13 protein-coding genes are annotated in these 16661 nt (G+C 36.6%); 2 read left to right on the top strand and 11 right to left on the bottom strand.

Annotation, left to right across the window (positions count from 1 at the left end):
* Window positions 1–186 precede the first annotated feature (186 nt).
* Window positions 187–1797, top strand: coding sequence for an FMN-binding glutamate synthase family protein (locus tag NST63_RS05705; protein WP_212944695.1), 1611 nt, complete (start codon window positions 187–189; stop codon window positions 1795–1797).
* Between the two features lie 155 nt (window positions 1798–1952).
* On the opposite strand, the gene NST63_RS05700 is transcribed toward NST63_RS05705, so the two are convergent.
* Genes NST63_RS05700 through NST63_RS05685 form a run of 4 tightly spaced genes read right to left on the bottom strand, consistent with a single transcriptional unit; the run spans window position 1953 to window position 4716 of the window.
* Window positions 1953–2975, bottom strand: a complete 1023-nt coding sequence (locus NST63_RS05700; RefSeq protein ID WP_445663896.1) for a metal ABC transporter substrate-binding protein — start codon at window positions 2973–2975, stop codon at window positions 1953–1955.
* A 40-nt stretch (window positions 2976–3015) separates the two neighbouring features.
* Entirely contained in the window at window positions 3016–3165 is a 150-nt protein-coding gene (rpmG, locus tag NST63_RS05695) for a 50S ribosomal protein L33 (protein ID WP_071975086.1), read from the bottom strand.
* Window positions 3166–3195: 30 nt separating this feature from the next.
* Complete coding sequence (gene rpsN / locus NST63_RS05690; RefSeq protein WP_180212082.1) at window positions 3196–3465, bottom strand: 30S ribosomal protein S14; 270 nt, start codon at window positions 3463–3465, stop codon at window positions 3196–3198.
* A gap of 60 nt (window positions 3466–3525) precedes the next feature.
* Window positions 3526–4716: a GTP-binding protein gene (locus tag NST63_RS05685; protein ID WP_212944696.1), complete on the bottom strand. Its 1191-nt coding sequence runs from the start codon at window positions 4714–4716 to the stop codon at window positions 3526–3528.
* Window positions 4717–5240: 524 nt separating this feature from the next.
* Between NST63_RS05685 and NST63_RS05680 the strand changes: the two genes are divergently transcribed.
* The gene (locus NST63_RS05680) at window positions 5241–5948 is read left to right on the top strand and encodes a DUF3298 and DUF4163 domain-containing protein (protein ID WP_341041553.1); all 708 of its coding nucleotides are present in this window, start codon (window positions 5241–5243) and stop codon (window positions 5946–5948) included.
* 132 nt (window positions 5949–6080) lie between these two features.
* Here the strand turns inward: NST63_RS05680 and ebgA are convergent, their stop codons facing one another.
* The 7 genes from ebgA to NST63_RS05645 all read right to left on the bottom strand — a co-directional run bounded on the left by ebgA (window position 6081) and on the right by NST63_RS05645 (window position 16585).
* Window positions 6081–9173 (bottom strand): beta-galactosidase subunit alpha, encoded by a 3093-nt coding sequence (ebgA, locus tag NST63_RS05675; protein WP_445663895.1) that lies wholly within the window; start codon window positions 9171–9173, stop codon window positions 6081–6083.
* A gap of 33 nt (window positions 9174–9206) precedes the next feature.
* Window positions 9207–10790 carry an aminomethyl-transferring glycine dehydrogenase subunit GcvPB gene (gene gcvPB / locus NST63_RS05670; RefSeq protein ID WP_341044151.1) on the bottom strand — a complete coding sequence of 528 codons (1584 nt, stop codon included), beginning with the start codon at window positions 10788–10790 and terminating at the stop codon, window positions 9207–9209.
* 15 nt (window positions 10791–10805) lie between these two features.
* Window positions 10806–12194: an aminomethyl-transferring glycine dehydrogenase subunit GcvPA gene (gene gcvPA / locus NST63_RS05665; RefSeq protein WP_341041551.1), complete on the bottom strand. Its 1389-nt coding sequence runs from the start codon at window positions 12192–12194 to the stop codon at window positions 10806–10808.
* Window positions 12195–12221: 27 nt separating this feature from the next.
* Window positions 12222–12995, bottom strand: a complete 774-nt coding sequence (locus tag NST63_RS05660; RefSeq protein WP_341041550.1) for an SDR family NAD(P)-dependent oxidoreductase — start codon at window positions 12993–12995, stop codon at window positions 12222–12224.
* Window positions 12992–14716 (bottom strand): amylo-alpha-1,6-glucosidase, encoded by a 1725-nt coding sequence (locus NST63_RS05655; protein ID WP_341041548.1) that lies wholly within the window; start codon window positions 14714–14716, stop codon window positions 12992–12994. Before NST63_RS05655 ends, NST63_RS05660 begins: the two co-directional genes overlap by 4 nt.
* 74 nt (window positions 14717–14790) lie before the next feature.
* Window positions 14791–15618 carry a carbohydrate ABC transporter permease gene (locus NST63_RS05650; protein ID WP_212944702.1) on the bottom strand — a complete coding sequence of 276 codons (828 nt, stop codon included), beginning with the start codon at window positions 15616–15618 and terminating at the stop codon, window positions 14791–14793.
* Window positions 15619–15640: 22 nt separating this feature from the next.
* The gene (locus NST63_RS05645; RefSeq protein ID WP_071975094.1) at window positions 15641–16585 is read right to left on the bottom strand and encodes a carbohydrate ABC transporter permease; all 945 of its coding nucleotides are present in this window, start codon (window positions 16583–16585) and stop codon (window positions 15641–15643) included.
* Window positions 16586–16661: the final 76 nt, after the last annotated feature.

The raw sequence follows: 16661 nt of genomic DNA, 5'->3' as shown, positions 1-16661 counted from the left end.
CACGTACCACATGTAGGCGGTGGTCTATTAAAAGGGCTGCCCTCTTAATAGACCACTCTCTGCATAATCCTCCTTCATAACTATCCATAAATGAAGTCGATCATTTGGAATTTTTTTACTTGCAGTTGTAGTATTGTTTATGTTTTAGTTAGTTTGAAAGACTTCTATTTAAGGGATGGTGGTAAGATGGGGTGGACACAAGCAATGATCGTCATTATTTTCATTCTAATGTTAGCAGTTTTTATTTTGCCTCTAGGTTTTTATTTTTTAATTTCCTATCGTGATGCACGGCAGAAAGAACATGCAGTTTTACGAAATTACCCTGTTCTTGGTCGGGTTCGTTATATTGTAGAAAAAATTGGACCTGAATTAAGACAATATTTATTTTTAAATAATGATGAAGGAAAGCCTTTTTCACGTAACCAATATGAGGGTGTCGTGAAATCAGGAAAGTATAAGCAAAGAATTACCTCTTTTGGATCACAACGCAATTTCGAGGAATCTGGCTTTTATATAAGAAATGCAATGTTTCCAAAACAAAGAGAGGATTTGCGCATCAATCAAAGTCCGAAAATTTCAACTTATTTATATAAAATCGATAACGAAAAACTAATGAGTCGAAAAGAGCATTCCGAAAAGGCTGATATTGATCCTTATTTATTATCTGATGATGATCAAATCATCATTGGAAAAGATCAGTGTAAAAAACCGTTTTATGTGAAGGGACTAATTGGCCAGTCCGCAATGAGTTACGGCTCACTTGGAAAAAATGCAATTACCGCTCTTTCAAAAGGACTTTCATTGGCTGGTGGTACATGGATGAATACTGGTGAAGGAGGTCTTTCCTCTCACCATCAAAAAGGTAATGTCGATATCATCGCTCAAATCGGCCCTGGATTATTTGGCTACCGGACCGAAGATGGTGAATTCTCATGGGAACGTTTTAAGGAAAAAAGCGAAATCGAACAAGTAAAAGCTTTTGAATTAAAGCTTGCTCAAGGTGCCAAAATACGTGGAGGACATGTAGAAGCGGAAAAAGTGACTCCCGAAATTGCGGAAATTCGAAGTGTGCCACCGTGGACAACAATAGATAGTCCGAATCGATTCCGCCAATTTCATGATACAAAAGGGTTATTAGATTTTATCACTCAATTAAGAGATATTGGTGGAAAACCAGTCGGGATGAAAATTGTTGTGGGTAACCGTGATGAAGTCGAAGAAATGGTGAAAACTATGGCAACGGAAGGTAAATATCCAGATTTTATTACAGTTGATGGTGGTGAAGGAGGAACTGGTGCAACCTATCAGGAGCTAGCCGATGGACCTGGATTACCGCTGTATACCGCCCTTCCAATCGTTCACCAATTGCTAAAAAAATATAAAATTCGTGAACATGTAAAAATTATAGCTTCAGGTAAATTAATCACTCCTGATAAAATGGCATATGCACTATGTTTAGGAGCCGATTTAATCAATACAGCAAGAGCATTTATGATCTCAGTAGGCTGCATCATGGCACAAACATGCCATTCAAATACATGTCCTGTTGGCGTCGCAACGACAGATCCAAATCGTGAGAAAGCATTAGTTGTCGAAGAAAAAATGTATCGTGTCTGCAACTATGTCGTTTCAACACGCGAGGGTCTATTTAATCTTGCAGGTGCTGCAGGACTATCATCACCAACTGAATTCACTGAGGAACACCTTATGTTCCGAGCGATGAATGGGCAACTATACTCAGGCAAAGAATATATTCAAGGTGTGCTTAGACCATCCATTGATCAAATAGCCCTTTAAATTAGTTTCGAAAACAAATAAATGCAGGCTGACAGTGAAGGTGTCTGCATTTTTTTGTTTAAACTTATTTCTTTTTAAAGCTTCCTTGAACAATGTATATACTGTATTCTAAGATGATAATTTGATAGGGTTGTCTTTTTGACAACCCTATCAAATTATTCTTGGTATTTTAGTAATGTTTGTAAATTCTTTTCCATCACTTTAATATAGTCAAATCCATTTTCCTGATCCTCCTTACTTAAACCTTCTAACGTATTTAGAACTTCTGTTTTAGCACCAATTTCATTAGCAAGAGTTTCAGCAACCTTAGGAGAGGCAAGTTCTTCAAAATAAATGACCTTTACATTATTTTTCTTAGAAAAATCCTTAATCTCTTTCATTTTTGCGGCACTAGGTTCGATATCGGGAGATAATCCAGCAATCGGTACTTGGATTAGTCCATACTCATTTGTTAAATAGCCAAATGCGGCATGTTGGGTGACTATCTCTTTTTGCTTAATATCCTTTAATCCTTCTCGGAAATCACTGTCTAGTTTCTTTAATTTTTTAGTAAAGGCAACACTATTTTTCTCATACTCTTCTTTATTTTTGGGATCTGCTTTAATAAGAGCTTCTGTAATAGTTTTAACTTCATGTTGTGCCAGCACAGGACTTAGCCAAACATGTGGGTCAAATTCATGATGATGATGATGCTCATGTTCCTCGTTAGAATCATGAGCATTTGTATCTCCCTCATGATCGTGATCCCCATGATCATGGTCATGCTCATGTTCTTCCTCTTCAACGCCCTTCTTCAGTGTAATACCTTTACTTGCCTCAACAAAATCTACATTATTATTGGAGATACTTTTACGGATACTAGGCACCCAGCTTTCCATATATTCACTATTAAATATAAATACATCTGCCTTTTGAATATTCGCCATATCTTTTGGAGTTGGTTCCCAATCATGAGGTTCAATGGTAGATGGAATTAGTAATTGCACATCTGCTTTATCACCGGCAATTTGTTTTGTAAATTCATACATTGGATAAAATGTAGCGATCACTTTTATTTTATCGTTTAATGCATCTTTTTTTGATTTTGTATTTGATGATCCTGTCACTTTTCCGCAACCGACCATTAGAATGATCGCAACAACTAGCATCAGGATTGATTTTATTTGTATACGGTTCATTATTCACGTTTCTCCTCTTTTTTGAAATTTTGTTTTCTCTTTATTTTGTCTCTCTATGCAATGTGCGCCTCTTTAAGCGCGGACAATATTTCATTAATTCTAACCGGTCAGGATGTTGTCGCTTGTTTTTCGTTGTTATATAATTTCTCTCCCCGGTTTCCGTGCACGCTAATGTTATTTTCACTCTCATATTTCTGCCTCCATATTTTAAATTACACAATTACCACGATGATTTTTTTACTCCGGGAATTTGACCTTTATGAGCAAGTTCCCGGAAAATGATTCGTGACATTTTAAACTTTCTTAATACCCCTCTTGGGCGACCAGTTACCTCACATCGATAAGTACGTCGTGTTGGGGAGGAATCTCTAGGTAATTTACTTAATGCTCGATAATCACCTTTTTCCTTCAATTCCTTTCTTTTTTCAGCATACTTAGCTACTAGCGCTTGTCTCTTTTGCTCCTTAACGATTTTTGACTTTTTTGCCATGCATATTTCCTCCTTAATTAATATAAAAAAGAATTATTACGATTTAAGATCGAAAGATCATCAATTGATTAACCATTCAAATGGGTCTTGAAGCAAACTCCAGTCCCCTTCCATTTCTTCCTTCGTTAATAAGCATTGATTTAACGATTGAATAATTCGCTCTTTTTCCATTTCTATTCCAATTAGCACTAGCTCTGTCTTCCGATCACCGTATATTGCATCCCATTGTTCCATTAATTCTTGATTGTCCCTTAGATAAACGTCTTGTTGTTCTTTCGGTAATGCGGCCACCCAGTAAGCCACAGGCTCAAGTTGTACTGATGGTCCAGCCTGGGATAATAATAATGCCAGATCATTTCTTGTCGCACACCAAATTAGACCTTTTGCACGAATAATTTCCTCTGGCATTTCCTCGATCCATTGATTTAACCTTTCTGTATGAAAAGGGATTCGACTACGGTAAACGAATGATTGTATTCCATATTCCTCCGTTTCCGGTACATGTTCAACTACTTCCAATTCTTTTAACCACCCTGCAGATTGACTAGCAAGATCAAAGTCAAACAGGTTCGTATTTAAAATATCTATCGGATTGATTACTCCATTCATTGACCGAATCAACCTTGCTTCGGGCTGAAGTTTTCTCAATATACATTCAAGTTGGACTAATTGTTCTTCTGGAAGCAGGTCACATTTATTGATGACTAAAACATTACAGAATTCTATCTGATCAATAAGTAAATCAGAGATTGTTCTTATATCCCCTTCCCCCATTGCTTGATTTCTCTCTAGCAATGACTCTCCAGAAGAAAGATCATGCCAAAAACGATTTGCATCCACGACAGTAACCATCGTATCTAGCCTACAAACATTTGACAGATCGATCCCTAATTGGTCATCTATATATGAAAATGTTTGGGCAACCGGGATTGGTTCACTGATGCCAGTTGATTCAATCAGGATATAATCAATATCCCCCTGGCTAGCAAGTTTCTGCACTTCTATTAATAAATCCTCTCTTAATGTACAGCAAATGCAGCCATTCGATAACTCGACTAACTTTTCCTCTGTTCTCCGTATACCACCACCTTGCTTTATTAGCTCAGCATCCACATTTATTTCGCTCATATCGTTAACAATAACAGCGACCTTTAAGCCTTCACGATTTCTTAAAATATGATTTAAAATAGTCGTTTTCCCAGCCCCTAAGTATCCGCTTAAAACCGTGACAGGTATTTTGCTATCATTCACATCTAGACCTCCTAACTATAAATTGTAATCATTACGATTTAAGTCTTATATTTTATCCTTAACACTCAGTGATCAGATATTTTCGTTGAAATATGTAAACAATTGAAAGTGTATATCAGTATATATGGATATGTATAGAAGTCAAATCGTAATTGTTACGATTTAAATCGTACTATACTACCCTTACCTAAGTCAACACTATTTATTTCGACATCTTATCATTTTATAAAGGTCGGAGTATTCAGAATTTATTATTTACTTTTCTTTTGGCTCTTTTCTCAAACATTGTTGCTATTTAAGTAAAGTTATTACAAATAAATATCAACTGTGGATCGCTACACGTTTCATTATACAGAGAAAAGAGCTACAATCTCCATAAGAACCGCTAGAATCCTTTATTGGGAGTAAAAGCCGGTAGTTAGGCTTTTACAAAAGCAACAAACTATACGAAAACAGACCTTCTTTTTAAAAGCAATAATTCACTGTATAATATGGAGGTAATAAACTTTTAGGAGGTTGATTGAATGGGAAAATCTAATTTTTTTAAGATTGTATTGAGCCTTTTGCTTATCTTTCCTTTGGCCTTTTTCACATCTTCTCTCGCTAACAAATCCAGTGCCGCATCTTCAAAGGTAAAAATCACCGACACACTTTATAAAGGAAAATCATTTTTAATCTATCCCCGAGTATCTGGTTTAAAAAATAATACAGCACAAAAAAAGATTAATGCTGTACTCACCTCACATGTGGAACATTCGTATCAGTCTTATCTTCAATTAAAAGAAAATGAAAAAGAAGTAAAAAATGAGGATTTCTGTAAAGAAAATCCTTCCTCTTGTAACTTTACTTTAAACACTAGATATGAAGTAAAATATAATGCTGGGGGTGTGTTAAGTATTTTACTATATGATGACTCATATACGGGTGGAGCTCATGGGATGAGCGTCGTTACTTCTTATAATTTCAACATTTCATCTGGTTACAAAATCACATTAAATGATGTGCTAAAATCAAAAAAATCCTATCAAAAAGTAAAAAAATATGTTTCCGATTATATGCTAAAGCATCCAGACTTGTTTTTCGATCCTACTACTAATGATTTTACAATTAATAAGGATACTTCCTTCAATTATACAAAAGAAGGGATAGGTCTTGTTTTCCAAGAATATGAAATAGCCCCATATGCTGCAGGGACGCCTTCCATAAACATACCTATTTACATTTATAAATAAAAGCTGTTTTTATGAAATTTGTAGCTCTTTTCTCCATAAAAAGATCAGGCTTTACTAATTTATATATGTTAAAACTTTACCTAAATAAAAATAGGGACTGTCTGACACTTTGAATTCAGACAGTCCCACTACTTATTTTATCCGATTACTCAGATATTTCCCAATTTCCTCATTACCATAAAACGGAGTGAATGTGACATTAAATTGAAATGCTACCGGATTTAGCTGATACTTAGGTAATGGGCCCGGACCACAACTGTTACTGCCTAACCCATTTAATTGATAATCTATATTTAAATTAATAAAATCACGTTTTTTTAATTGATAATGATGCTTCGCTTCATCAATATCCTCTTTAGTAAAATAATGAGCACTAAAATTCATGTCTTGCTCCCCAACCGCTAACAATCCGAGATGATTTCCATTATGGAAACTCACCCATTTTACATCGCTTCTATTTCCATTTTCCTGTGGAAATTCATAAGGATAAAATAATTCATCTACTGTTTTGCGATAATGCCCTATCCTACAGGCTTCCTTACTATCTGGGTAATTTTCAAGTGGTCCTCTTCCATACCAGCTTACATGATGAAAATCAGACGGTAGTTGCATTTCCAGTCCAACTTTTGGCCACGTATCAGGTAGTTTCCCAAAGGGCTTACCACTGATAGCTAATTGAACTAAACCATTCCCTTGGATGATGTATTCGTATGAACATTCTACCCCCCATCCAGTTACTAATGGAGAAATTGTTTCTTCCACACGAATTTTGATGGTTGAAGCATCTAACTGATCATAATCTATTTTCTTAACATCGTGCACGAGCATGTGTAAATATGCTTCTTTCCACTTTTTCACCATATACATTTCATTATCTGTCATGGCACGCCAAAAATTCAATCTTGGCCCTTTCTCCATCATTGATTGTTCATTTGAAATCCAGGAAATTATTCTTCCATCAATTTTTGAGAATTGTATCTCAAATTCATAACCATGAATGACTAAAATGTTTGAATGATCATTTATAAAAATAGGTTCTAACGAGGATGGCATCTGCTTGATTTCATCCAATTTCTCATTAGGCAAATCAATTTGGGCCCAAGCAATTTCATGTCCTTTTTTCGCCCATTTTGTATCTAATTTTAATGAAAACAATAGATTCAGTTTATAATCTACATTCTCTAGTTTCTCGATATGTCTGATTGGAAGACGGATCTCTCCTATTGAACTTGCACAAATATATGGCAATTCGACTGTTCCACTTGCAACGAAATCACCATTACCTTCGATTCTCCAACTACACTCTAAATGGTCGAGTGATAAGAAATTATAACGATTCTCTAATTGAAAGATTCCTTCTTTTACATCGACAACTTTTACACTCACTGGTTCGATGATCTTTTTATATTGATACAGTCCTGGAGATGGCACCCTTTCAGAATTTACTAATCCATCTAAACAAAAATTACTATTATTTGGTTCATCTCCGAAATCTCCACCATAGGCAAAATACATATCTCCTTCTGGCGTGAATTGGCGTAACCCATGATCGATCCATTCCCATACAAAGCCACCCTGCAAGCGATCAAATTGATAAAAAGCATCCCAATATTCCTTTAATCCACCAGGTCCATTCCCCATCGCATGGGCAAATTCGCATAAGATATGAGGTTTATTCCAATTATCGGCTTTAGCAAAATCGAGAATTCGATCGACCGAAGAATACATTGTACTATAAATATCCGTTGCTTTTGTTTCTCGGTCTCCTTCGTAATGAACAATTCTAGTAGGATCGATTTCTTTACATCGTTTATACATCGCTTCAAAATTACGACCAAATCCCGATTCATTGCCAAGCGACCACATAATAATACATGGATGATTCTTATCACGTTCTACCATTCGCTCGACTCTCTCCACGTAAGCCGTCTCCCAGCTTGGATCATCACTTAACTGATTCTCATTTCCTAATAATTCGAATCCATGAGTCTCTAAATCTGTTTCATCAATGACATATAGACCGTACTCATCACATAATTCGTAAAATCTTGGATCATTCGGATAATGTGCTGTACGAACAGCATTAATATTAAATTGCTTCATCATGATAATATCTTTTTTCATTGTCTCATATGAAACTGTTCGCCCGGTATCCGGATCATGATCATGACGATTAACACCTTTAAACAAAATCGTCGTCCCATTTATTTTTAATAGACCATCTTTAATTTCAATAGATCTGAATCCAACACGGTAAGGAATCACTTCTATTGTTTTCCCATGACTATTTTTCAAGATTAAGAGCAAGGTATATAAATTAGGATCCTCTGCAGACCATTTACGCGGTGAAGTGACAGGTTGTTTGACACTGATTGAGATGGACGAATCCGCCTTCACCAATTGTATTGAAGATTCCCCAGCAGCTACACATTCTTTCTTATCTAGTAACTGGTAAGATAACGATAGTCTTTCTTCCTGTTCACCGGTATTTCTAATCGATGCCCGTATATCTAAAGAGGCATTGTCATATTGTTCATCTAAGTCTGTTGTTACATAAAAATCATAGATATGTTGTTGAGGTATAGCTAGTAAATATACATCTCGGAAAATTCCACTAAACCACCACATATCCTGATCCTCTAGGTATGACCCATCACACCATTGGTAAACTTGAACAGCTATGCTATTCATGCCCTCCGATATAAATGGGGTAATATCAAATTCAGAGGTCAAACGGCTTCCTTGACTATAACCTACTTCATGGCCATTCACCCATACATGAAAGGAGCTATCTACCCCTTCAAATCGGAGATGAATATTTTGACCATCCCAATCCGTTGGAATATAAAAGGTTCTTCGATAGCAGCCTGTAGGATTCTTTGTAGGTACATGGGGAGGATGCACTGGAAATGGATAATATAGATCCGAATAATGCGGTCTTCCATAGCCTTGAAGCTGCCAAACGCCAGGAACTTGAATCTTATCCCATTGCGAACTATCATACCCCTTTTGGTAAAAACTCTTTGGAATCATTGTGGGATGCTCCGCATAAAAAAAATCCCATTTTCCATTTAATAATTTTTTCGAAGAAGCCATGTCTGGATAAGTGGTTAAAGCATCTTTCACATTAGAAAATGAAATAAAATGGGCTCTTGGACTTAGGCGATTTCTTTGTAATAGATGCTGATTACGTATATCGTTATTCAAAAAGAGTGTCACTATCATGTCACCTCAATCTAATAGGTTCATCTTACTTTTTTACTTACTCATGCTTATTTGTTTATGAATAACCTTCTTCTGATATGTTCTCCAAGTAATACACCATTTCTCTGGATGATCAAGAAAATCCTGCTCATCTAGCTGGTGAATAGTACTCTGTTGTGGTGCCTCTTTTACAATCATTGGATTCTCATAAGCTTCTTTTGAAATTTGTTCAAGTGCAGAAATATATTCATCTAAATCTTGTTTCGAATATGATTCTGTAGGCTCCAATGTAAAAGGCTGTTTCACTATATATGGATGATGACTCGTCCAGTAGTGTAATCCAAAATCAGTCATTCTTCTTTGTATATCCTCAGTTGTCACCCCTGTATCCTTTGTTAGCCCTTCCCAGCTATAACGAACTTGTTCTAAGCGGCTTCCTTTTATATAGGGGGCACTTGCTCCTTTAATTTTTCGAACCTTGCTATACATATAATTATTGTTTAGAACTGCTGTTTTTGCTACTTCCTTTAATCCATCTGCTCCTAATGCCCTAATCCATGCATAGGCACGGAGAACGGTTTGTGCTACTCCATGAAACGCGCGAATTTTGCCAATTGAATGCGGTAATTCATCATTTAAGTAATATTTATCGTCTTTATAATCGACAATTGCTGTAGGTAAAAACCCTTTTAAATCTTCTATTACTCCAAGTGCCCCAGTTGCCGGCCCACCACACATGTGAGGAGCTGCAAATGTTTTATGAAGATTAAAGAAACACATGTCAAAGCCTGCTTCTTTCGCACGTGTAATGCCTAATAACCCATTTGCATTAGCTTGGTCATAATAGCAAAGCCCACCTACATCATGAACAATTTTTGTAAATTCATTAATTTTCCCATTAAATATTCCTGTATCCTCTGGATTTGCTACAACAAATCCAGCTGTCCGCTCGGAAACCACTGCCTTTAATTTTTCTATATCTGGAAATCCGTCTTCATCTGGATGCAGGGTTATAATTTTGTACCCCTTAACAGCAGCTGTGGCAGCTTGAGAAGGATGAGAAAAAATCGTTGTAATAATTTCATCACGTTGATCGCCTTCTCCTCGTACTTCGTGATACTTCCTTACGATTGATGCCATTGTATATAATGCTTGTGTACCGCCACTTGGCTGGAAAGTAAAGCAATCCATTCCGGAAATTTCACGCATACATAAATCCAACTTATAAAAAATTTCGAGTATTCCCTGAACAGTCGATTCATCCTGCAAGGGGTGAAGTTCAGTCAATTTAGGATCACGTACAAGAAACTCATTAATTTTTGGAATATACTTCATCGTACAGGTTCCTTGACCAATTTCTACATTAAAGTCCGAGCCAAGTGTTTCTTGGGACAGACGAAGATAATGACGTAAAACACGTGCTTGACCTATTTCAGGAAGGGCAGCCTTACTCTTTCTTTTCATCTCTAAAGGAAGATCGGATATTCCATCACCAACCAATTGAGTGATTTCTTCATCCACTGGTGGAACCTCCACACCCTTTTCCCCTTTTTGATGTAATTCAAAAATAATCGGTTCGTTCCATTTCGCTTGATGAAAATCAACATTATGCTTGAAATTCCTTTTCTTTATTTTCATCACATTCGCTCCTCCCTATTTCTGAATGATTTCAGTTAACGAATTAATTAGACGATCAATATCCTCTTTTGTGTGAATTTCTGTAACGCAATACAAAGCACATTGACCCAGCTCTGGAAATTCAATAGATAAGTCTTTTCCACCAAAGATTTTATATTGAAGAAGCTTTTGATTGATGTCTTTTACTGTCATGTCCGTTTCATTAAAATCAACTATAAATTCTTTAAAAAATGGGGATCGGAAACGTGATCCTTTTATACCTTTTATATGTGCGAGCTGTTTAACAGCATATTGACTCTTTTGTCTAATCGCTTGGCCTACTTCAGACATCCCATCTGGTCCCATTAAAGCTAAGTAAACACCTGCTGTTATTCCCCATAATGCTGTTTGAGTTCCAACAGATTCTTTTCCCTTTTCACGTAATGCAAAGGAGGTGCGGTCATATGCCACGTCACCAAACCCATATTCTCCATCTTGAATAGTAGGAATTATCCCGAATAAACGAGATGGATACTCCTGAACAAACTGAACCTCATCACGGGTGGCAATAAATCCTGCTTGCCCGCCGCTAAAATTCATATGCATACCAAGAGGTTGTAAATCACCACAAACGATATCTGCACCATAATGACTTGGCGGAGCTAATATTCCAAGTGAGATTGGATCAACCCCTACAATCATTAGGACTCCTTTTTCCTTTAATAATTTTGCTATCGTCTCCCCCTGTGATTCAATAAATCCTAGATAGGATGGATTTTCAAAATATAGGGCAGCAACATCTTCAGATAATTTAACTGTTAAGTCTTCAAGATTCATTAATCCAGATTCTAATTGAAAATCAATAAATTCAAATTCTAAATCAGGAGAGCCATAATTAGTTATAATCTTTGTTCGTTCAGGAGCAACAGTTTTGGCAAGGAGTACTTTCTTCCTCTTAGTTATCCTAGCAGCCATTCGAATTGAAGTAGCCGCCGCTTGCCCCCAATCAAAGGTAGGTACATTGACCACATCCATATCAACTAATTCTGCTAATAAACTTTGATACTCAAAAAGTGCCTGGAAGCGCCCATGATCCTCATATGGTTCGCCAGCATAAGCAGTCAAAAACTCTGAACGTTGGTTAATTTCATCGCAAACAGCTGGTATAAAGTGCTGCCAGCATCCTGCACCTAAGAAGCTTACATATTCCTTAGTGTTTATATTCTTTTGAAGAATTGCTTCGATATATCTCCTAAGCTCATATTCCGTTAAAGGCTTGGGCAGATCCATATTTCCCTGGAATTGAAGCTCTTTTGGAATACAATTATATAACTCCATAACGGATTGGACTCCTATCTCATTAAGCATCTCTTCCTGAATTTCTGGGACCATATTTGGAATATATGGGTGTATTTTTTGTGACATCACTAATTCCCTCCTTAAAATAGTTACTTAAGCTAAACCACCGCCATCAACAACTAGCTCTGTTCCTGTTACCCATGAGGCAAGTTCACTAGCAAGAAATAATACCCCGTTGGCTATATCCTGTGGTTTACCAATTCTCGCTAATGGACGATCTGCACCTGACGAAATTAAAAATATATCTTCATTTAGATTTAGCTGCTTTGCTTCATTCCTAAGTAATGGTGTATCTGTATCACCAGGGCAAATACAATTCACACGAATATTTTGTGGCCCATGGTCAATCGCCATTGCTTTCGTTAAATTAACAACACCCGCTTTTGCCGCACAATACGCCGCCTGATCTCCTCCTTTCAATCCCCATCCCGATCCAGTATTAATAATACTTCCACCGCCAGCAGCAGCCATCAGAGGAATTAGATATTTAGATAGAAGATATACACCCTTTAAAGATACATCGATCACTAAATCCCAATCATTTTCCTCCAGTTCCACCACACTCTTTCTTCGAATAATTCCCGCATTATTAAATAGTACGTCTACACTTCCATATTCTTTCTCTAGCAGTTCTTGAACATGTTGACAATCTGCAGATTTTGTTACATCACATTTAATAAATCGAGCTGAACGTCCTTGATTATTTAGATCCGCTTCCACCTCTTTTCCATTTTTTTCATTAATGTCTAACAATACAACCTTGCTGCCGACCTCCGCTAATAATTGGGCTGTTGCTAACCCTATCCCCGATGCAGCTCCAGTAATCACACATACTTTATTTTTCAATTGAAAATAGTCTCGATTCACTTGGTTACACCCTCCTTATTAATTAAACTGCCCGCAATCAAAAACACACTTGAGGTCCAAGTAAATGCAGGATCACGCAGCCCTTCCCCAGTCATCGCGTTAAAATTTTCTGCCATACCTGATTGATTTGCCATCTGACAAAACGCTTCTGCAATTTTGATTGCCAAATCTCCTTCTCCACATGCTAATAATCCATCTATTAAGAGCATAGTGGAAGGAGCCCAAATTGGTCCTCGCCAATAACCATCATCTCGGTAATAATCACTAGTTACACTTTCCGTTGCAAAACCATGCTCTGTCTTAAACTTGTTTTTCGTTAATAAATTGGTTAATAATATATTTCTTTGCTCACTAGTTAATCGCTCACCTAAAATGAGAGGGATATAGAGTAAGAGACTATCAGATTTAATCGTCTCATGAGTGGTAGATAAACAGGCTCTAAATCCATTTTCTGTCCAAAAATGCTCCATCATGGCGGAAAAAGTGGCATCCGCTCGCTGTTTCCATTCCAACGCTTCTTTTGCTTTTCCTAATTGTTTTGCAATTTTTTGTAATACATCCATCTGTATAATTAAAAACGCCGATAAATCTGGAGTTTCGACTGGAATTCCTTTTGCAAAAACCGTGCTATTATCCCAACCGCTATCATTCCCATGATTATATTGACAAACTCCATCTTGATCATCGTCACGATGGTAAAACCACCAATTGGTCCACCGTTTTAATGGCTCATATACCTCTACTAATCTTTCATTGTCAATAAACGTTGTTTTTTCCATCATCCACTTCAATGCCCAGCCATGAATAGGTGGTTTACAGCAATTCCACAATGCCCCTTGATCATTTAAGAAATCTGGTAATGCGCCGGAACGATCTTGTTGATCGAAGAAAATACAAAACTGATCCCATGCAAGTTCAGGGTTATTATCAATGAGTGCCATCGCATTAAAGCAATGATCCCAACTCCAAATATTTGTCATCCAGTTTTTAGACATATACATGGCAGGTCTCTTTAATAATCCATCCGGTTTCACTACACATGACCAAGTAATATAGGATGCCATGTCAAATCCATTGTTGTACACATCAGGGATCTTTAACATCCCCTCTTTCCAGTGCTTAAATTCCTTTTCAGCCTGAAGCACATTTTCTTTAAATGAAAGGGACAATTTGGATTCCTTTTCAAAAACGAGATTATATTCAGTAATCGCTAGATCAAATTCCTCCGTCATCACATCTGGCTTACAATAGGCGAAAATATGCTTACTCTTATCTACATCAAACGGAGCATCCACTAGCAGTGAACCTTCCAAAGGAATAAGTCGAAATCTTCGTTTTTGAATAAAACTATTCATCTCCCAGGTTGTATCTGGAAAACGCACGGCATAATCATAAGCACCTGTTATAGCAGAAAGCTTTAGTCCCACGCGATTCCCTTTTATTCGAATCGTAGAATCAGAGCTAAAACAGCATTTAATTGAATCACCGCTACCATCTGTCGCAATTAGCGAAAGTAAATGGGGCTCCATCTCAACATCGTAATGAATGCTTTCTTCACCACGTAACATCTCAATGGCAAACAGTGAACTATCTCGTTCATCTCCTCCGCGAATATGTCGGATAAACAATTTGGTTTGATCAGATCCTTTTCTGTGGATTGGAGAAATAACTAAATAGGAACCATAATAGCTGAACGGAATTTTCATGTTTGCAACCTTCATAACTTCCCCTCCTTATCTTTTTCTAGAGCGTTAAAACAAAATGGATGAACTGAAAATCCATCCATTTTTTATCATTATTTCAGTCCTGTTGACTGTACACCTTCAACAATTTTCTTCTGTGCCAAGAAGAATAAAATGAGTGGTACGATACTAATTAAGAACGTGACAGCCATGATTCCGTTTGTATCAACATCGTGAACTCCTTTAAACTGAGCTAACCCCAAGGTTAGTGTATATTTACTCTGATCATTTAAGAAAATTAATGGACCTAAATAATCATTCCAGCTCCCTAAAATATTAAATACAGCAATCAATACAATAACTGGCCAAACTAGCGGCAAATAAATTTTATAATATATTTGGAAAGAATTTGCTCCATCCATTCTTGCCGCTTCATCAAGTTCTTTTGGAATAGACATAATAAACTGTCGGAGCAAGAAAATGTAAAAGGCTGAACCAAACCAAGATGGAACAATTAGTGCCTTTAACGTATTAATCCAACCGAATAAATTAAACTCCATATATTGTGGAATCATCGTAACATCCCATGGAATCATCATCGTAGCTAAAAGAATAATAAATAAAACATCTCTACCTTTAAATTTGAAACGTGCAAACCCATAGGCAACTAAAGTAGATGAAACGATTTGTCCTATTGTTGTCATAGCGGTTACAATTAAACTGTTCACTAAAAAGTGATTAAACGGTTGACTGTTCCAGGCCTTCAAAAAGTTTTCAAAATGCCAGGTTGATGGTAAAAGCTTTGGTGGAAATTGATATAGCTCCTCTGGTGATTTAAGCGCTGTCGAAATCATCCAAAAAAATGGTGCAAGGAATAGGATGGATAATAAAATAAGCATTCCATAGACGAATCCCTTTTGCACTCTTCTTTGTGCTTTCATCTAGGCACCCCCTTTTTAAGTTCTATTTATCGTTTTTTACTTCATTTTCGTAATACACCCACATACTAGAGGATTTAAAAACAACTAAGGTTAATGAAAGAACAATGATGAACATAATCCATGCATTAGCTGATGAATAGCCCATTTTAAAATATTTAAATGCATTCTCATAAACATACATCGCATAAAAATAGGTTGATTGAAGTGGGCCTCCACCTGTTAGGACAAGTGCTAAAGTTAGTTGCTGAAATGCACCGATAATCGTCATAATTAAATTAAACAGAATAGTTGGTGACAGTAATGGCAATGTAATTTTAAAGAATTGATAAATCTTTCCTGCACCATCAATTTCTGCCGCTTCATATAATTCTTGGGGTATATTTTTTAAGCCTGCTAGAAAAATCAGCATCATGGTCCCCTGTCCCCATAAACTTGCGACAACCATTGCCACCAATGCCCAAGTTGTATCATTCAACCAGTTAGGTCCATCAATCCCAATTAAAGATAATAAATAATTAAGAATGCCATATTCCCCATCATAAACAGATCCCCAAATCATCGCTAAAGCGACACCAGATATTACAGAAGGAACATAGAAAAATGTTCGGAATAGAGAGCTTCCTTTTACCCTTTGATTTAATAAAATGGCTAACAACAGTGCTAATATAATATTTAATGGAACAAAGAAGAGAGCAAACTTCACAGTAACCCATAAAGAGTGCCAAAACAGTGGATCATCGGTAAACATTGTCATGTAATTGGATAGTCCAACAAATTTCTTCTCACCGACAATCGGCCAATCAAAAAAGCTAATTACAAATGAAAAAAGCAATGGGCCTAATGTAAAAATTAAAAATCCAATAATCCAAGGTGAAACAAATAAATAAGGAGTTATTTTTCTCCATTGTTTTTTCTTCTTCGTCTGAATCGTTGTTTGTCCGGTAGTGACACTCAAATCGACTCTCATAATTACCCTCTCCTACTAATCCTGAAAGGAGCTTTCTACTAATTTTGGACTTATTAATAGATTTGCTCCCTCATCG

This window comes from Heyndrickxia sp. FSL W8-0496, assembly GCF_038007825.1.
Taxonomy (GTDB): domain Bacteria; phylum Bacillota; class Bacilli; order Bacillales; family Bacillaceae_C; genus Heyndrickxia; species Heyndrickxia oleronia.
The sequence above is the reverse complement of the archived record's forward strand: the minus strand, read 5'-3'. Positions and strand labels throughout refer to the sequence as shown.